Genomic DNA, 16267 nt, shown 5'->3' with positions numbered 1-16267 from the left:
CTACGGGTGAAAAAAATGACAAGAGGAGCAAAGAGGGGAAATAGGAAAAAGGCACCCACCGGGAGGATGGGTGCCACAGATATCAACGCAGCAGGGAAGTCACCATGCCGGTCATCTGGTTGGAGTTGGACAGCACGGACATGCCAGCCTGCATCAGCATCTGGTTCTTGGTCATGTTGGTGCTCTCCTGGGCGAAGTCGGCATCCATGATGCGGCCGTTCGCCATGTCGGTGTTCTCTTTCATGTTGGAGAGGTTGTTGACGGTATGCTCCAGACGGTTGATGTTGGCACCGAAGGCAGAACGCACTTTGCCAATGTTATCCAACAGGGTATCCATGTTACCCATTGCAGTAACCGCATTGGCTTGGGTATCCAAAGCCGTTGCCGGTGCAGCCAGCACCGTTACGTCAGTCACAGCTTTCAGGTCATCTTTAACATCTACACTCACTTTCTCTGCTGACTTACCACCAACCTGGAAGTCCACTGCCGCAGCAAACTTGGTCTTGAGCAGGTTAGTGCCACCAAATGTGGTGTTGTCAGTGATGTTCTTCAGTTCTTTTTGCAGTTCACCAAACTCTTTATTCATGGCACTGAGATCGTCAGCATTGTTGGTGCCGTTGGCGCCCTGAGTAGCCAGATCCTTCATGCGCTGAACGATATTGGTCATCTCGTCCATGGCCCCTTCGGCGGTTTGCATCATGGAGACGGCATCCTGGGCGTTGCGCATGCCAACCTTCTGACCGCTTGACTGGGACTGCAGGCGGGTGGCCATCTGCAGACCGGCGGCGTCATCGGCGGCGGAGTTGATGCGAAGGCCAGTGCCCAGACGCTGCATGGCGGTGCCCAGCATCTTGTTGGTGGAGTTCAGCTGGTTCTGGGTGGTCAGGGAGGCGAAGTTGGTATGAATGGACAAGCCCATGATGTATTCCTCGAGTTAAGCGCTGCGTTGCAGCCTGTTAGGTTGACATCAGAGATAGGCGACCCCTTTCCCGGGAAAATGTAGTCCTGCCCCCGCATATTTTTTGTCAGGCACCACAGTCCTGACACTGACCCATCCGGCATGCTTATTGCTTTTAAAATGTCCTCTCTCATTACCGGACCGCGACATGGCAACCTCGCTCTACACTCCTCATTTCGTTCAACATTTCCAATGCATCGGCGATCGCTGTGAAGACAACTGCTGTCATAGCTGGACCATCTCCATCGACAAGCAGACCTTCCGCAACTACGAGCGGCACCCGGATCCCGCGGTCAAGTCCCTGAGCAAGCTGCACATTCGCAAGGTGAAGGAGAGTAATGCACGCTGGGGGGAGATCAAGCTCGATGAGCAGGGCGCCTGCCCCTTCCTCGATGAGAATCGCCTGTGCCAGATCCACAGCAAGGTGGGGCCGGAGGCGCTGAGCCACACCTGCAAGACCTACCCCAGGACCCAGACCCGCATCGGCAACCAGCTCAAGAAATCCCTGATGCTCTCCTGCCCCGAGGCGTGCCGTCAGTTGCTGCTGGATCCCCTGGCGATGCAGACAGAGGTGAGCGAACTCGCCCAGCTCCTGCCCTTCGCCACGCCCCCCTCCACCGCCATGGCGACCCTGCACAGCCTGAGCATCCATGTGCTGGCAGCCACCGATGTCCCCGTCGAGATACGGCTGTGGCTGATCGGCATGCTGATCCACCGGGATCCCTTGGCCCTGTCCCACGAGGCCTTCCTCGATCAGGTGGCGGCGCTGGCAGAGCGGGGGGAGCTCAATACCATGTTCGAGCAGTTACCCACCCTGCCGCAGTTGCAGTGGTGGGGACTGAGGACCATCACCCACCAGTTGCTGGCGTATTCACAAGGGCGCCGGGGACGGCAGACGATGCAGCACTGCCTCGACAAGATCAATCTGGTGCTGGAGGGGGTATATGATGAGGGCAAGCTGGCGCGGCTGCAGCAGATCTGGCATGACAGGGTCGCCCCCTTCCTGGCCGAGCGCCCCCATATCATGGACAACTACCTGCTCTACTACGTCTATCACCACAACTTCCCGCTGCTGCAGAGCGGCCGCTTCCAGGCCTATCAGTTGCTGGTGATAGATTATTTCCTGCTGCGCAACTATCTGTGTCTGCTGGCCATGGACAAGGAGCTGGAAGAGCAGGACGTGATCAACCTCTTCTACAGCTATCACACCATACGTCAGCACAACGCGAGTTTTCTCAAGACCATAGAACAGGGACTGAGTGAGTCAGGCTTTGCCTCGGATCTCAGCCTCTACGCCCTGCTGAAACCCTGAAAACAAGAAACCGCCAGGGGAATCCCCTGGCGGTTTCTTTTTCGGGCCGGGCGTGCCGACCCTAGGTCAACAGTGCCACCACGTTCTGGCGCGACACATTGGCCTGGGCCAAGAGGCCGGACATGGTCCCCATGAAGCCCCCCTCCTTGAGTTGCAGGCTGAGCTTGCCTTGCAACTGCGCCAGCTCCTCCTGCGGCATGCTCTGGCTGCGTGACTTCACCCGATCGAGCTGCTTGACCATCTTCTGGCGGAACTGCTTCAACTCGCGCACCGACTGCTCTATCTCGCCGAGCAGCCGCTTCAGGCGCTGCTGCTCCTGCTTGAGCTCCCCCTTGTCGAGCCCCTCGCCGAGCTGGGTCAGCTGCCCGGCCCTTTGCTTGAACTGCACCGGAACCGGGTTGCCTGCAGGAATGCGGATGCCTTCCCCGCTCAGCAGCACGGGTTCATCCAGCTTGCGCCTGTGCTGATCCGGCACGCTCAGCTCCAGCTTGCCCAGCTCGTTCAAGCGAGCCTGGATGTGCTCCTTGCGCAGCGCCCTGTCCAGACGGGAGGCTGCCTCCGACTCGCTGGCATCGGCGGGCAGCAGCACCTCGACGGCGCTGCTGGTCTGCGGGAAGGAGAAGACCAGCCGCTCGGCGCTCGCCCTGGGGCTCAGCAGATCGAGCCGCTCGGCACCGTAGTGCACCCGGCTATCCGTCGCCGACGCCAGCAGGCGGGGCTTGAGCTCCGAGGTCAGGGGGGCCTTCGGCTGGGTGAGCTTCTCTTCCAGCAGCTTGAGTCGGGAAACCAGATCCCCGCTCGCCGCCTTATGCTGGCCCAGCTGTTGTTCGAGGCGCTTCAGCTCGCCCCATACCTGGCTCAGGGCCTGCTCGCCCCCCTGGGCATGGGCGATGCGCTGCTGCGCCGTACCGATCAGGGCCCAGCGATCCAGCCGGATGACATTGGGCTGGCGCTCGTTGCGGGGAGTCTGCTGGGAAGTGGCCTGGGCAGTCGAACGTCCATGCAGTCTGGGCTGGGCCGGCGTCTCGGCCACACCGCCCGGACGGGTTTGTTGAATCTGCATCCTGGCTCCTTAGACAGACTTAGGGCATGTAGTTGAACAGGCTCAGCCCGTTCACCTTGGCGAAGGCCTGCTGCTGCACCTGCAGCGCCATCAGCACATGAGCCTGCTGGGTCACGGCCCCTGCGTAATCGAGGGACTCTATCTGATTGCTCACTTCCTTGCTATAGGTGCTCTTCTCGGCGTGCCCCTCGTCCACCTGATCCAGCAGATTGATGCGTGCCCCTATGGTGCTGACCATCTGGCTGATGTCATCTTGCAGGATCAGACTGCGATCCAGCATGGCTCTGGCCTGATCGGTCGCATCCGCAGCACCGCTGTCGAAGGCTGCCACCATGTCGTCGAGCTGCTTGAAGAAGTCCCCGTTCTGGATGAACAACTTGTCCGCGGTGTGATTGAGTTCCACCGTGACCCCTCTGGCGATGCCGACCTCGCGCACCAGGGCATCCCCCTGATAGAGATAGTCGCCGCCCGCTCCCTTGACGATGGGAGCCTTGTCCACCTGGCTGCCGCTGAACAGGCTGGATCCACTCTCGTTGCGGGCATTGGCCAGATCCAGCAAGCCGTCCTTGATGATCGCCAGCTCGCTGGAGACGGCCCGGCGATCGTCCTCGGAGAGGGAACCGGTGGCGGCAGTCTGGGTCAGATCCCGCAGACGGCTCAGCATGTTGGTCATGGTCTCGAGCTGGATCTCCCCCTGGGAGAGCTGGCTCTTGGCGTTGGCGATGTTCTTCTGGTACTGCGCCATCGCCGCCTGCTCCTTCTTCAGCCCGAGCAGTTGCACGCTGCCCACGGGATCGTCCGAGGGCTGCAGGATCCGCTTGTTGGAGGAGATCTGGCGATCGAGGCGGGCATATTCGCCGAAACCCTGCTGCAGGTTGTCGAGCATGCTGAGCTGGATCTGGTTGGTGCTGATGCGCATGCGGACTCCGTCAGAACTTGTTGAGGATGGAATTGAAGAGCTGGTTTTGATTGGTGCTGATACTCATGCCGGCCTCATCAGAACATGTTCAGGATGGAGTTGAAGAGTTGATCCGAGGTGCTGATCACCTTGGCATTGGCCTGATAGGCCTTGGTATAGGCCATGATCTTGACCCCCTCCTCGTCGGTGTTGACCCCGCTGACGCTGCTGAGCTTGGTCGCCAGCTGCTTCTCCATGTTGGCATCGGCCTCCATGGTCGCCTTGGCCTGGCCGCTCTGCACCGCCATCTTGCCGAGCAGGGCGCTGTAGGCCTCATACTGGCTGTCCTTGATGGTCAGCAGCTCCTGCAAGTTGCGGTTGTCACCCGTGCCGCCGCCCGCCTTGGCGAAGGCCAGGTGGTCACCGGTAAAACCGTCGGCCACCTTGAGGGTGCCGGAAGGGTTGAGGGGGTCGTAGCTGAACAGGGGTTTGCCCGGGTCACCGTTCAGGTCGATGCCCCCCGCCTGCTTGGCGTTGAAGTCGTCAGCCAGCTTCTTCGCTATCTGGTTCAGTTCGTCGCGCAGGGGGCGCAGCACCGTGGTGCGATACTCCAGCACCCCGGCCAGGGTGCCTCCCTGCAGCTTGGGCACCTCGAAGGATTGCGGCCCGAAGCTCAGACTCAGGGTATCGCCGGTGAGGGAGAGGGTACTGCTGCTGCCCGCCAGCACCAGGGGCTGGCCCTGGGGCAGGCTCAGTGAGAAGGAGCCGTCGCTCTGGCGGTTGACCCGCACCTCCATGAAGGTCGACAGCTCACGCACTATCTGCTCGCGGCTGTCTTCCAGGGCCGAGGTGTTGACCCCCTTGGAGGCCTGCTCGCCGATCTGGGTGTTGAGCTCGGCCACCTGTTTCAGATAGCTGTTGACCTGGGTGATGGTGCTGCCGAGCTGATCGTCGATCTGCTTCTCCTGGGTCAGCAGGCTCTCGTTCAACTGGCCGAAGCGGTTGGCCAGCGCCCCGGCAGAGCTGACGATCTGGCTGCGCTGCGCCGGCGTCTCCGGGCTGTCGAGGGCGGCGCTGAGGGAGGCGAAGAAGCTGTCCAGCCCCTTGGTGATGTTCATCGATTCGCTGCCAAGCAACTGCTCTGTGGTGTTGATGTACTGATGAAACGCATAGGAGGAGCCGGTAGAGGAGCGGCTGCGCCAGTGCTGGGACACCAGATAGTCATCGGTGATCCTGCGGACCCCGGTCACCTCGACCCCCATGCCGTTATCCAGTCGGCCAAAGCCGGACAGGCTGCCCATCATGGCTTCCTGGCGGCTGTAACCGACGGTGTTGACGTTGGCGATATTCTGGGCGGTGACGTTTAACGCGATCTGCGCCGCGTTGAGTCCGCTAAAACCGATATTGAGCAGCGACATCAGTCAACTTTCCTCATTTTTGCCGAATTCAGAGGCTGACTGAAGGCAGCCAGGGTCTGGGGTTCTGAAGCGACCACTGGCTCGGCATTCTTTAATGTGGGGGCCAGTTGATTGACCATCTGCTCCTTGAGCCCCATGCCGCCACGCTTGACCATGCTCATCGCCAACTGGCTGTCATACATGTCGCGGTAGAGCGCCTCTCCCTTGATGAGCTTGTCATCGTCATCCTGCATGGCGTCGGAGGCCGATCGCATGTGCTTGAGCACCGTCTGCAGGAAGCTCACCTCGAACTGGCCGGCCGCCGCCTCCAGGGCCGCGCGCTGATCCGGGTTGCTCTTTATCTGCTGCAGTTCATTGAGATCCTGATAGAAACCAGGCTCAGAGGTAATTCTGGTCATAGAGATCCTTAGATGACCACCAGCTCGCCTTCGAGGGCTCCCGCCTCGTCGAGGGCTTGCAGAATGGCCATGACATCGTCCGGGGTCGCCCCCAGGGAATTCACTGCCTTGACGATCACCTCCAGGGAGGTGCCATCCGGCCAGACAAACATGTTGTTGCGCTCCCGGTCAACCTGAACCTGAGAGTTGGGCGTGGTGGTGGTCCGGCCGTTGGAGAAGGCATTGGGCTGACTGACCGTCTGGCTCTCGCCTATGGTCACCGTCAGGCTGCCGTGGCTGACCGCAGCCTTGCGCACCTTGACGCCCTGCCCCATCACCACAGTGCCGGTGCGGCTGTTGAAGACCACCCTGGGTCGCTCCTTGCCCATGTCCACCTGGATGTCCTGCAGCAGGGCCATGAAGGAGATGCGCTGGCTCTCGTCGCGGGGCGCCGCAATCTGGATGCGCCCGGCGCTGACCGCCTTGGCCACGGGGCCGAGCTGACGGTTGATCTCCCGCTCTACGTTGCGGGCCGTCTTGAAATTCGGCTGATGCAGGTTGAGGGTGACCTCGGGCTTGTCCGAGAAGTTGCTGACCGCCTCCCGCTCTATGATGGCCCCGTTGGGGATGATGCCCGCCGTCGGCACATTGATGGTGACGGAGGAGCCGGACTGGCCCTCCGCCTTGACCCCGGCCACCACCAGGTTGCCCTGGGCAACCGCATAGACCTCGCCGTCGATGCCGCGCATGGGGGTCAGCAGCAAGGAGCCGCCCCGCAGACTCTTGGCATCGCCGATGGAGGTCACAGTCACGTCCACCAGCTGCCCCTTGCCCGCCAGGGCAGGCAGGGTCGCCTGCACCGAGACCGCGGCCACGTTCTTGAGCTTGGGATCTATGTCATCGGGCAGTTGCACGCCAAACTGCTTGAGCATGTTGGCCATGGACTGACCGGTGAACTTGACCTGGCTGCGATCCCCGGTGCCGGAGAGGCCGACCACCAGGCCATAGCCCACCAGCTGGTTGGTTCTCATCCCCTGCACGTCGGCTATGTCCAGCAGCGCCCGCTTGGCGGGCGCGGCCGCCCCGGCCACCCCAGACAGGGAGAGGTAGAGCAAGGCGATATACCATCTGTTCATCGAAATCCTCACAAGGGGGCGAAGGCGGAGCTGAAGAAGCGCGACAGCCAGCCCATCTGGTTGCTGTCGGCGAGGGCACCGCGTCCCGCATAGGTGATGCGGGCATCGGCGATGCGCTGGGAAGAGATGCGGTTGCTCTGATCGATGTCCTCGACCCGCACCATGCCCCCCAGACGTATGTACTCATCCCCCTGATTGAGGCGGATCCACTTCTCCCCCCGGATCCCCAGCACGCCGTTGGGCATCACCTCGGCCACGGTGACAGTGATGGCCCCCGCCAGTGTGTTCTGCTGGCTGGAGGTGGCACCGCCATCGAAGTCCCGATCCGCCGAGACAGAGGCGCCCCAGTCGGGCCGCGACACGCCGCCGATGGAGGGAGCTGGCACATTGAGGCTGCTGTTCTTGTTCATGCTGGTGTTGGCTTTCTTGCTGGACTGGGTCCGCTCTTCCAGCATCACGGTCAGGATGTCGCCGATGCGATAGGCGCGACGATCCTGAAACAGGGTCATCATGTAGTCACCACGGTAGAGGCTGCCATCCTCCCCCACCCCTGACTTCGTCATCTGGGAGCGGGAAGGTGCCCACTTCTCGTCACCGGGCTCGGGAGCCTGCAGTTCATAGGTGGAGCAGCCCCCCAGCAGCAGGGCGAGCACGATGCAATACCACACCTGCTTCATCATCACAGCGCCTGGGTCACGAACTTGAGCATCTGATCCGCGGAAGAGACCACCTTGGCATTCATCTCGTAGGCGCGCTGGGTGGTGATCATGTCCACCATCTCCTCCACCACGTTGACGTTGGAGCTCTCCAGGGTGAACTGCTTGATGGCCCCCATGGCCTCTTCCCCCGGCACCCCTTCGATGGCCTCACCGGAGGCGCCGGTCGCCCGATAGAGGTTGCCCCCCAGGGCTTCCAGACCGGCCGGGTTGGAGAAGTTGGTCAGGGTGATGCGCCCCAGCTCGACGTTCTCCTGCTGGCCCGGCAGGGTGGCGCTCACTGTGCCGTCGGTGCCGATGGCGATCTTGGTGGCGTTGTCCGGGATCTGGATCTGCGGCAGCATGGGCAGGCCATCGGCGTTGACCAGCAAGCCTTCCGCGTTGCGGTGCCACTGACCATTGCGGGTGTAGGCCGTCTCGCCATCCGGGCGCTCGACCCCGAAGAAGCCGGCACCGACCACCGCCATGTCCAGCTCCTGATTGGTGTTCTGGAACTGGCCCGGGGTGAACACCTTCTGGGTACCGACCACCCGCACACCGTTACCCATCTGGATGCCGATGGGGGACAGGTTCTGCTGATCCTGCTGGGCCCCGGGCTGACGCTGCACCTGATAGAACAGATCTTCGAACGCCACCCGATCGCGCTTGAAACCGACCGTGTTGACGTTGGCCAGGTTGTTGGAAATGCTGGCCATCTTGGCATCTTGTGCCGACAGACCCGTTTTACTCACCCAAAGCGCTGCATGCATTTTCGTCTCTCCACCGATTCATTCGGGAGCGCTCACGCGCCCCATCAACTCTTGTTCACGGTCGGCCGGGGCCACCGCCTTCAATGCCGTCAGCCCTGGCCCGAGATCAACCGGGCGCCCTGCCTGGCCTGATCGTCCGCCGTCTTCATCAGCTTGACCTGCAACTCGAAGTTGCGGGTCAGGGACATGCTGCTGATAAGCTCATCCACCGCGTTCACGTTCGCTCCCTCGAGGAAGCCCGAGGCCAGCACCACCTGTTCGCTGATCTCCGCATCCCCGCCCTGACGCTGACGGAACAGGCCATCCGCGCCCTTGACCAGATCGGCCGGGTCCGGATTGACCAGCTTAAGGCGACCCACATCCAGCCGGGCGCCACCGCCGGGCGGGGTGATGCTGAGGGAGCCATCCTTGCCAAAGCTCAGGTCACGGTAAGCCGGCAGCACCATCTCGCCGCCGTCCCCGAGCACGGGGCGACCATTGAGGGTCAAGAGCCCCTCCCCGTCCACCTCCAGATTGCCGGCACGGGTGTAGGCCTCCTTGCCATCAGCCGTCTGCACAGTGATGAAGCCTTCACCTCGTACCGCCACATCCAGCTTGCGGCCGGTCTGCATCAGGGCGCCCGCCCGAAAGTCGGTCCCCGCCTGCTCTTCCCGGGCCATGACCCGGCTCTGATAGCCGTCGCCGGCCAGGGCATAGGCGGAGGCCCGCTCGAAGTCGGCCCGAAAACCGGCGGTATTGACGTTGGCCAGGTTGTTGGCCCGGATTTGCTGGGCCATCAGGGTGTGTTGCGCCCCCGACATGGCGGTATAGATAAGCTTTTCCACGCATCACGCCTTAGAAGGAGTTGAAGAGTACCTGAGTCATCTTGTCAGCCGAGCTGATGGTCTTGGCGTTGGCCTGATAGTTGCGCTGGGAGGTCATCAGGCTCACCAGTTCACCCGTCAGATCGACGTTAGATGCCTCATAGGCCCCTGCCGTCAGACCGCCCAGAGTCCCGGTGCCCGGCGCGCCCAGCACCGGCTGGCCCGAGCTGAACGACTGCTGCCAGGTGGTGTTGTTGGTCTGCAGCAGGCCGTTGGGGTTGGTGAAGTTCGCCATCACCACCTGGCCCTGGAGCAGGCTCTGGCCGTTGGTGAAGGTAGCGTAGACACCGCCATCCGCATCCACCCGTACCCCGGTCAGATCCCCGGAGGTATAGCCGTTGGACTGGTTGCGGGTGGCGTTGAAGTCGGAGGCATACTGGCTGACCTTGGCCAGATCCGCCGTGAGGCTGATCGGCTCGGCGCCGGCGGGGGCCAGGTTCAGCACCGGGGCCGTGGTCGGCGTCTTCAGGGTGCCGTTGGTATTGAACTCCATGGCCACCGGGGTGCCGGTCTGGGTGCCGTTGAAGGCGTAATTGACCTGCCAGCTGTTGTCACCCGTCTTCACGAAGTACTGGGTGACAGTGTGCTCGACCCCGAGGGAGTCATAGACCTTGCTGGACTGGGAGTAGCTGAAGCTGTCGGACTTGGCGGGATCGAAGGGATGCACGGCCTGATCGATGACGCTGGCGTCCGCCTTGAGGTTGGCCACGAACTCAAGGCTGTCGGACGGTTTGGCGGGCAGGCTGCCGGTCTTGACCTGGATGTCCCCTACCACGCCAGATTGCAACTCACCGGCCTCGTTGGTGGTGTAGCCCTGCAGACGGGTGCCGCTGGCGGTGGTCAGATAATTGCTGGCATCCCGCTGGAACATGCCAGCCCGGGTGTAGGAGGTCTGGCCGTTGCCATCCTTGAGCACGAAGAAGCCGTTGCCGGAGATCGCCAAGTCCAGCCCGCGCCCGGTCCGGGTCACGTCGCCGTTGCGATCGAAGTTCTGGGAGACGTTGTTCATCTCCACGCCACCGGCCTGGCCGCCGCCGTAGATGGCGGCAAACTCGGCACGGCTGGACTTGAAGCCCGCGGTGCTGGCGTTGGCCACGTTGTTGCTGATGACACTCAATTCCTGGTTGACGGCGCGCAGGCCGCTCAGTCCGATACTAAAAGACACAGTTTCGCTCCTATCTGATTACGCCGACTTGCCGAACTGGACGGCACTGAACAGGGGAACATCCCCCACGCCTGCCACTTGCAACATGATCTCGCCCGTGCCCGGCAGGTTGACCCGTTCAACCTCGCTGGCCACATAATTCTTGGTGGTGGTGGCAACCCCGGCGAGGGAGGCCTTCACCTCGAAGCTGTATTCACCGGCGGGCAGGGTCGGCAGCGCATAATCCAGCGCCCCCGCCTTGCTCTCGCCCCAGCCCTTGGTCGCGACCAGGGTGCCGTGTTTGTCATACACCTTCAGCTCGACCGTATCTGCCGCACCGGCCAGCTCCACCTGACCGCGGATGGCCCCCTCTTTCTGCTGGTTCAGGGTCTGGCTCGGCACCATCACTTCCTGGCCGATCAAGTTAGTGCTCTGCAGCACCTGCTGGGTATCCATCATGTTGATGGACTTCTGTTGCAGCACCTTGAGCCCTTCCACCCCCTCCACCATGCTGAACTGCGCCAGCTGGGTGACGTACTGGGCCCCGTCCAGCGGGTTGGTCGGATCCTGGTTCTGGATCTGGGCCACCATCATCTGCAGGAATTCGTTGCGCAGCTGCACGCCCTGACCGGCAGTCGTGTTGTTGCTGGCGATATCGGGCGTCGCCGAGTACTGGCTGGCACTGCGGGCGGTATCCAGACCGCTGACCTGTGGCAGGCTCATTTATGCCCCCTGGCCGAGACGCAGCAGCCCTTGCTGCATGCTGTTGATGCGGTTGATCACCTCGACCGAGGTCTCGAATCCCCGGGAGGCGCTCATCATGTCCGCCATCTCCTCCACTGCATTGACGTTGGAGTAGTAAACGAAGCCGTCGCCATCGGCCAGGGGGTTGGTCGGCTCGAGGCGCTTCTCCACCTGGCGGTCCGACTGCACTATGCCGGCGATCTGCACCTGGGCGGCGCCGAGCCCCTCGGCATCCTGGACCCGTTGGTAGAGGGTGGAGAAGACCGGCTTGATGGCCCGGAACGCGGCATCTTCGCTGCCGGCGGCGCTGTCGACGTTGGCGAGGTTGGAGGCGACGGTGTCGAGGCGGACGGTTTGCGCCCGCATTGCACTGCCGGCGATGTCATAGATGCGATTGAACGACATGATTAACGGCCCTCGATCGCCTTGGCGATCCCGGTGATTTTCATATTCAAGAAGGTGAGGCTGGTCTGAAAGTCGGTGGCATTGCTGGCAAACTTGCTCTGCTCCACGCTGAGCTCGGCTGTGTTGCCGTCCATGGAGACCTGGTAGGGAATGCGATAGAGGGGATGCTGCATGTCGGTCTCGCCCTGGCTGATGGCGCTGCCCTGCTCGCCCGCCGCGACCTGCCGGGCGACGCGCCCGAGGATCGACTTGTAGTCGACATCTCGCGCCAGATAGCCAGGGGTATCCACATTGGCCAAGTTCCCTGCCAGAATACGGGCTCTGTCCGCCCGCACATCGAGGGCATAGGGGTGCACGCCAAGCGCGCTGTCAAATGAGATACTCATGCTTCATCCTTCTTGTGAACCAGTCAGACCAGTGCATCCTTTATCAAGACTCATGCCAATCGTGAAAACCCGTTATTTCCGCTGGTCGGGGCATAGACAGCGGCCGAGACTGCAGGCAAAAGGGGAAGCGTTGTTTCCCACATGGAAGCGGGGTGGCCTGCTCGCCCTGCTGATCCTGGCGCTGCCCCTGCGGGCCGAACCCGAACCGCTGGCGCAACGGCTGAGCGACGGACTCAAGGAAGATGCGACGCTGGCCCTGCGCGACTATCTGCAGCAACAGGGCTGGCCGGATACCCAGGCCGACTACCAGGTCTGGCTCTCCCCCGCAGTGGTCCATCTTCCCCCCTGCCAGCAGGCGGTGCGCTACCAGGCGGGCGGGCAGTATCGCCAGCCCTGGGGGCGGCGACCCTATCTGGTGGAGTGTACCGAGCCGGCCTGGCAGCTCAGGGCGCGGGTGGAGGTCACCCTGATGCTGCCGGTCTGGGTGACGGCGCAGGAGATCCAGAAAGGGCAGACCATAGGGCCGGGGGATCTGCTCGAGAAGTCCCTCGACGTCAGCCGGTTGCAGCGGGGTTTCGTCCCAAGCAATGAGTCTCTGGTGGGCAGCAAGAGCACCCGCCATCTCAGGATGGGCCAGCTGGTAGGGGAACTTGACTTGCAACTGGCCTGGGCCGTCCGGGCGGGGGAAGGGGTATTGATCAGGGCGGGCCAGCAGGGCTTTTCCGCTACCACCCGTGGCACTGCGCTGACCAATGCCGCCATTGGCGAGGGGGTCAGGGTCAGAAACCTCAGTTCGGGCAAGGAGATCCAGGCCTGGGTGATCGACAAGGGGGAGGTCGAAACCCGTTTTTAGCCCACAAAAGGCGAGTTTGATTCAAGTTCGGCCGCCTTCGGGTCGCCTGTCAGAGATAGACCATCAGGAATTGACGTTATGAAAATCACACGCACCGACCCTATCTATGTTCAACCCCAGCAGCAGCGCAAGGCCGATGCCGCGCCCGCAGCCCAGCCACGGGCCGGCCAGGGGGATGCCCTGATCAGCAGCACGGCCCAGAGCATCAATCAGGCAAGGTCCCAGCTGGCATCCACTTCCGACGTGGACATGGAGAAGGTGAACCAGATCCGCCAGGCCATCAGCGAAGGCCGGCTCGAGCTCGACATGGATGCCCTGAGCCAGGCCATCCTGGACATGCACCGCCGATGAGCATGGCCCCCAAGCTGAGGGTCAAGGAGCTGATCATCGGCATCCAGCAGGACTGCGGCCGCTACGCCGACCTGCAGCAGTTGCTGCTCAACCAGCACTCTCTGCTGGCCAGCCACGATGTCGACGGGCTGACCGGGCACAACCGGCAGCAGACCCGGCTGATGGCCGACATCCAGCAACAGGCCCAGCAACGCTGTCAGCACCTGCTGGCGCTCGGGCTCAAGCCCGACGAGCAGGGCATGGCGACGCTCATCACCAGACTGCCCGACCCGCTGCAACAGCGCGTCGGCGAGCAATGGCAACGCCTCGAGTGGCTGTTGCGGCAGTGCCGGCGCCAGAACGAACTCAACGGACGCCTGCTGGCCGGCCAGATCGAAACGATCAACACCCTGCTGGGCCAGGAGTCATCCTATGGCAGGCAGGAACACTTCCCCGATTGAATCTTTAGCGCCCCTGCAGGGTGCGATGACGCAGGCTGGCGAGCTCATCCAGTTGCCGCTGCTCCCCTGACTCCTGCCGCTGGCGCGCCGCCAGAGCCCGCTTGTCCAGCAACAGCTCCAGCCCCTTGACCCGGCCAAACTGCTTGAGCAGTTGTCCCTCGTGGCGCGCCAGATCCAGGCTGGCCAGCGCTGACTGCTGCACCTGGTGATCCAGCAGGTGGCGCAGTTGCCCCTGCATCTGCTGCTTGTTCTGCCACAGCAGGGGATGGAAGCTGGCCGAGCCCGGTTGCAGCGTCGCTATCACCTCCTGCAATTTGAGGGCCCGCCGCTCCTCACGCAGCGCCACCTCCCGCAGCCGCTGCCGCTCCTTGCCCATGGTATCCAGGGCATCCTGTTGCAGCCCGAGGTAGGATTTCAGCATGGGGCGTCCTTAGGCTCTGCCAAGCACTTGCTTGAGGCCGCTCACCACCTGGGTGATGGGGGTCTCTTCATGGATGCCCTGCTGCAGGAAGCTGGCGATGGCGGGATAGCGCTGCACGGCTTCGTCCATCTGGGGATCGGCGCCGGGCTGATAGCCGCCGAGGGGCAGCAGTTCGCGCACCTGCTGGTAGCGACCCCACAGCTGGCGCAGGTTCACCGCCAGTCCCTGCCATTCTGGAGGCACCACCTGCGGCATCACCCGGCTCACCGAGGCGCCGATGTCGATGGCGGGGTAGTGCCCCTCCTCCGCCAGCCGCCGCGTCAGCACTATGTGTCCATCGAGAATGGCCCTGGCGGCATCCACCACGGGATCCTGCTGATCATCCCCCTCCGCCAGCACCGTATAGAAGGCGCTCAGGCTGCCGTCGGTGCGGATGCCGTTGCCCGCCCGCTCCACCAGCTGGGTCAGCATGCTGAACACCGAGGGCGGATAGCCACGGGTGGCGGGCGGCTCTCCGATCGCCAGGGCGATTTCCCGCTGGGCCTGGGCATAGCGGGTCAGGGAGTCCATCAGCAGCAGCACGTCCTGACCCTGCTCACGGAAATACTCGGCGATGCGGTGGCACAGCTGGGCGGCCCGCAGGCGCATCAGGGGGGATTGGTCTGCGGGGGCCGCGATCACCACGGCGCGGGCCAGCCCCTCTGTTCCCAGGCTGTGCTCGATGAACTCCCGCACCTCCCGTCCTCGCTCGCCGATGAGCCCCACCACCACTATCTGGGCGCTGGTATTGCGCGTCATCATGCCGAGCAGCATGCTCTTGCCCACCCCCGAGCCGGCAAACAGCCCCAGTCGCTGGCCCTTGCCGACCGTCAGCAGGCCGTTGATGGCGCGAATGCCCACATCCAGAGGCTCGCGCACCGGGGTGCGCAGCAGGGGGTTGGGGGGGGAAGAGAACAGGGGAACCCGCTCCCCTTCCTCTGACAGCGGACGCCCGTCCAGGGGGTGCAGCAGGCCGTCGAGCACCCGGCCGAGCAGGTGCTCGCCGACCACTATGGTCTCCTCCCCGTCGATGGGCAGCACCCGGGCACCGGCATAGAGGCCGCTCATGGGCTGCAGGGGCATCAGATAGGAAATATCCCGGTTGAAGCCGACCACCTCGGCCAGCAGGGAGTCACCCGTTGCCGTTTCCACCCGGCAGCGCTGCCCCATCACCAGCTGGCAGCCCACCACTTCCAGGGTCAGCCCGGTGACGCGCACCAGGCGGCCATAACGACGAAAGCCCGGGATCTCGTCCAGGCTGTCCAGCGCCGAGGTCAGCGCCTGCTGCAACGCCTCATGCATCCCGAGGCAGTTCCAGGGTCTGGTTGAGCTGCTCGATGCAACGACCGAGGCGCTCCCCCGTGTTGATCTCGATCACCGCGGCCCGGGTCTCGATCCGGGCGTCACCGACCCCCAGGGCCCCATCCACCTGCAGCGGCCACTTCTCGCAGCGGGTCACCCCCTGCTCGGCCAGCCGCTGCCTGTCCCCCTCATTGAGGTAGATCACCAGATCTTCCGACTCGCTCGGCAGGGTCGCCATGGCCTGTTCGACCTGCTGGAGCACCTGCTGCGGGTTGAGGGTAAATTCGGCCTGGATCACCCGCTTGGCCACCTGGGCGACCAGCTGGGCGATCAACGCCTTCTGCTCCAGCATCCGGGCCCGGGTCAGAGACTCCCACTGCAACTGCAGCTTGGCAAAGGGGACCATGGCCTGATCGAACGAGGCCCTGCCCTCGGCCAGCCCCTGGGCCAGGCCACGCACCTGTCCCTGTTGCAGACCCTTGGCCTCCCCTTCAATCAGGCCGCTGGTCAGCCCCTGCTGGTAGCCGGCCTGATACCCCTCTGTCTGTCCCTGCTCCAGCCCTTGCTGATAGCCGTATTCGAACTCTTCCTGCTGGCTTCTGGCCTCTTCCCCGCTCTGTCCCAGTGCCGGGAAACGGTAGAGACGGGTGGCACCGGCCGCCAGTTTGCGAACATGCTGACTCATGCCTGTC

Annotated in this window: 20 protein-coding genes; 4 read left to right on the top strand and 16 right to left on the bottom strand. The window is 63.1% G+C overall.

The window, feature by feature from the left end:
• Window positions 1-82: 82 nt before the first annotated feature.
• Entirely contained in the window at window positions 83-919 is an 837-nt protein-coding gene (gene lafA / locus ACFWHB_RS02275) for a lateral flagellin LafA (protein WP_265435645.1), read from the bottom strand.
• A gap of 187 nt (window positions 920-1106) precedes the next feature.
• Here lafA and fliB point away from each other — a divergent pair, with 187 nt between their 5' ends.
• The gene (gene fliB, locus ACFWHB_RS02270) at window positions 1107-2270 is read left to right on the top strand and encodes a flagellin lysine-N-methylase (RefSeq protein ID WP_395949372.1); all 1164 of its coding nucleotides are present in this window, start codon (window positions 1107-1109) and stop codon (window positions 2268-2270) included.
• Window positions 2271-2331: 61 nt separating this feature from the next.
• Here fliB and ACFWHB_RS02265 read toward each other — a convergent pair whose 3' ends face one another.
• The 12 genes from ACFWHB_RS02265 to lfgB all read right to left on the bottom strand — a co-directional run bounded on the left by ACFWHB_RS02265 (window position 2332) and on the right by lfgB (window position 12169).
• Window positions 2332-3333: a hypothetical protein gene (locus tag ACFWHB_RS02265; RefSeq protein WP_139745588.1), complete on the bottom strand. Its 1002-nt coding sequence runs from the start codon at window positions 3331-3333 to the stop codon at window positions 2332-2334.
• Between the two features lie 19 nt (window positions 3334-3352).
• Window positions 3353-4252 (bottom strand): lateral flagellar hook-associated protein LfgL, encoded by a 900-nt coding sequence (gene lfgL / locus ACFWHB_RS02260; protein WP_234566792.1) that lies wholly within the window; start codon window positions 4250-4252, stop codon window positions 3353-3355.
• Between the two features lie 77 nt (window positions 4253-4329).
• Window positions 4330-5649 carry a lateral flagellar hook-associated protein LfgK gene (gene lfgK, locus ACFWHB_RS02255; RefSeq protein ID WP_290029255.1) on the bottom strand — a complete coding sequence of 440 codons (1320 nt, stop codon included), beginning with the start codon at window positions 5647-5649 and terminating at the stop codon, window positions 4330-4332.
• A complete protein-coding gene (locus ACFWHB_RS02250) occupies window positions 5649-6047 on the bottom strand; it encodes a rod-binding protein (protein ID WP_025328482.1) in 399 nt (132 codons plus the stop codon). Before ACFWHB_RS02250 ends, lfgK begins: the two co-directional genes overlap by 1 nt.
• 8 nt (window positions 6048-6055) lie before the next feature.
• Entirely contained in the window at window positions 6056-7162 is a 1107-nt protein-coding gene (fgIL, locus tag ACFWHB_RS02245) for a lateral flagellar basal body P-ring FlgIL (RefSeq protein WP_395949371.1), read from the bottom strand.
• 8 nt (window positions 7163-7170) lie between these two features.
• A complete protein-coding gene (gene flgH / locus ACFWHB_RS02240; protein WP_395949370.1) occupies window positions 7171-7842 on the bottom strand; it encodes a flagellar basal body L-ring protein FlgH in 672 nt (223 codons plus the stop codon).
• Window positions 7842-8627, bottom strand: a complete 786-nt coding sequence (lfgG, locus tag ACFWHB_RS02235; RefSeq protein WP_139745583.1) for a lateral flagellar basal-body rod protein LfgG — start codon at window positions 8625-8627, stop codon at window positions 7842-7844. The genes flgH and lfgG overlap by 1 nt, the downstream gene beginning before the upstream one ends.
• A gap of 89 nt (window positions 8628-8716) precedes the next feature.
• The gene (gene lfgF, locus ACFWHB_RS02230; RefSeq protein ID WP_394293779.1) at window positions 8717-9451 is read right to left on the bottom strand and encodes a lateral flagellar basal-body rod protein LfgF; all 735 of its coding nucleotides are present in this window, start codon (window positions 9449-9451) and stop codon (window positions 8717-8719) included.
• 10 nt (window positions 9452-9461) lie between these two features.
• The gene (gene flgEL / locus ACFWHB_RS02225) at window positions 9462-10655 is read right to left on the bottom strand and encodes a lateral flagellar hook protein FlgEL (protein ID WP_139745581.1); all 1194 of its coding nucleotides are present in this window, start codon (window positions 10653-10655) and stop codon (window positions 9462-9464) included.
• Between the two features lie 18 nt (window positions 10656-10673).
• On the bottom strand, window positions 10674-11357 hold the full coding sequence (locus ACFWHB_RS02220; RefSeq protein WP_139745580.1) for a flagellar hook assembly protein FlgD: 684 nt from the start codon (window positions 11355-11357) through the stop codon (window positions 10674-10676).
• Window positions 11358-11783 (bottom strand): lateral flagellar basal body rod protein FlgCL, encoded by a 426-nt coding sequence (gene flgCL, locus ACFWHB_RS02215; protein WP_025328489.1) that lies wholly within the window; start codon window positions 11781-11783, stop codon window positions 11358-11360.
• Between the two features lie 2 nt (window positions 11784-11785).
• Window positions 11786-12169, bottom strand: coding sequence for a lateral flagellar basal body rod protein LfgB (gene lfgB / locus ACFWHB_RS02210; RefSeq protein ID WP_025328490.1), 384 nt, complete (start codon window positions 12167-12169; stop codon window positions 11786-11788).
• Window positions 12170-12299: 130 nt separating this feature from the next.
• On the opposite strand from lfgB, the gene lfgA reads away from it, so the two are divergent.
• The 3 genes from lfgA to lfgN all read left to right on the top strand — a co-directional run bounded on the left by lfgA (window position 12300) and on the right by lfgN (window position 13813).
• Window positions 12300-13022: a lateral flagellar basal body P-ring formation protein LfgA gene (gene lfgA / locus ACFWHB_RS02205; protein WP_395949369.1), complete on the top strand. Its 723-nt coding sequence runs from the start codon at window positions 12300-12302 to the stop codon at window positions 13020-13022.
• Between the two features lie 78 nt (window positions 13023-13100).
• Window positions 13101-13373, top strand: a complete 273-nt coding sequence (flgM, locus tag ACFWHB_RS02200) for a flagellar biosynthesis anti-sigma factor FlgM (RefSeq protein WP_139745578.1) — start codon at window positions 13101-13103, stop codon at window positions 13371-13373.
• Window positions 13370-13813 (top strand): lateral flagellar protein LfgN, encoded by a 444-nt coding sequence (gene lfgN, locus ACFWHB_RS02195; protein WP_290029263.1) that lies wholly within the window; start codon window positions 13370-13372, stop codon window positions 13811-13813. Before flgM ends, lfgN begins: the two co-directional genes overlap by 4 nt.
• Window positions 13814-13817: 4 nt before the next feature.
• On the opposite strand, the gene lfiJ is transcribed toward lfgN, so the two are convergent.
• The 3 genes from lfiJ to lfiH are packed head-to-tail and all read right to left on the bottom strand — an operon-like array spanning window position 13818 to window position 16260.
• Window positions 13818-14234 carry a lateral flagellar protein LfiJ gene (gene lfiJ, locus ACFWHB_RS02190; RefSeq protein ID WP_163155598.1) on the bottom strand — a complete coding sequence of 139 codons (417 nt, stop codon included), beginning with the start codon at window positions 14232-14234 and terminating at the stop codon, window positions 13818-13820.
• Window positions 14235-14243: 9 nt separating this feature from the next.
• Window positions 14244-15575: a lateral flagellar FliI-like assembly ATPase LfiI gene (gene lfiI / locus ACFWHB_RS02185; protein WP_289980693.1), complete on the bottom strand. Its 1332-nt coding sequence runs from the start codon at window positions 15573-15575 to the stop codon at window positions 14244-14246.
• A complete protein-coding gene (gene lfiH / locus ACFWHB_RS02180; protein WP_234566775.1) occupies window positions 15568-16260 on the bottom strand; it encodes a lateral flagellar assembly protein FliH in 693 nt (230 codons plus the stop codon). Before lfiH ends, lfiI begins: the two co-directional genes overlap by 8 nt.
• Window positions 16261-16267 lie beyond the last annotated feature (7 nt).

The organism is Aeromonas mytilicola subsp. aquatica (genome assembly GCF_044336385.1).
Taxonomy (GTDB): domain Bacteria; phylum Pseudomonadota; class Gammaproteobacteria; order Enterobacterales; family Aeromonadaceae; genus Aeromonas; species Aeromonas rivipollensis.
Note: the sequence above shows the minus strand (reverse complement) of the source record. Positions and strands in the feature narration are given on the sequence as shown.

Coding starts and splice junctions, on each gene's coding strand:
- lafA (WP_265435645.1), bottom strand. CDS start 919: ATGGGCTTGTCCATTCATACCAACTTCGCCTCCCTGACCACCCAGAAC.
- fliB (WP_395949372.1), top strand. CDS start 1,107: ATGGCAACCTCGCTCTACACTCCTCATTTCGTTCAACATTTCCAATGC.
- ACFWHB_RS02265 (WP_139745588.1), bottom strand. CDS start 3,333: ATGCAGATTCAACAAACCCGTCCGGGCGGTGTGGCCGAGACGCCGGCC.
- lfgL (WP_234566792.1), bottom strand. CDS start 4,252: ATGCGCATCAGCACCAACCAGATCCAGCTCAGCATGCTCGACAACCTG.
- lfgK (WP_290029255.1), bottom strand. CDS start 5,649: ATGTCGCTGCTCAATATCGGTTTTAGCGGACTCAACGCGGCGCAGATC.
- ACFWHB_RS02250 (WP_025328482.1), bottom strand. CDS start 6,047: ATGACCAGAATTACCTCTGAGCCTGGTTTCTATCAGGATCTCAATGAA.
- fgIL (WP_395949371.1), bottom strand. CDS start 7,162: ATGAACAGATGGTATATCGCCTTGCTCTACCTCTCCCTGTCTGGGGTG.
- flgH (WP_395949370.1), bottom strand. CDS start 7,842: ATGATGAAGCAGGTGTGGTATTGCATCGTGCTCGCCCTGCTGCTGGGG.
- lfgG (WP_139745583.1), bottom strand. CDS start 8,627: ATGCATGCAGCGCTTTGGGTGAGTAAAACGGGTCTGTCGGCACAAGAT.
- ACFWHB_RS02220 (WP_139745580.1), bottom strand. CDS start 11,357: ATGAGCCTGCCACAGGTCAGCGGTCTGGATACCGCCCGCAGTGCCAGC.
- flgCL (WP_025328489.1), bottom strand. CDS start 11,783: ATGTCGTTCAATCGCATCTATGACATCGCCGGCAGTGCAATGCGGGCG.
- lfgB (WP_025328490.1), bottom strand. CDS start 12,169: ATGAGTATCTCATTTGACAGCGCGCTTGGCGTGCACCCCTATGCCCTC.
- flgM (WP_139745578.1), top strand. CDS start 13,101: ATGAAAATCACACGCACCGACCCTATCTATGTTCAACCCCAGCAGCAG.
- lfgN (WP_290029263.1), top strand. CDS start 13,370: ATGAGCATGGCCCCCAAGCTGAGGGTCAAGGAGCTGATCATCGGCATC.
- lfiJ (WP_163155598.1), bottom strand. CDS start 14,234: ATGCTGAAATCCTACCTCGGGCTGCAACAGGATGCCCTGGATACCATG.
- lfiI (WP_289980693.1), bottom strand. CDS start 15,575: ATGCATGAGGCGTTGCAGCAGGCGCTGACCTCGGCGCTGGACAGCCTG.
- lfiH (WP_234566775.1), bottom strand. CDS start 16,260: ATGAGTCAGCATGTTCGCAAACTGGCGGCCGGTGCCACCCGTCTCTAC.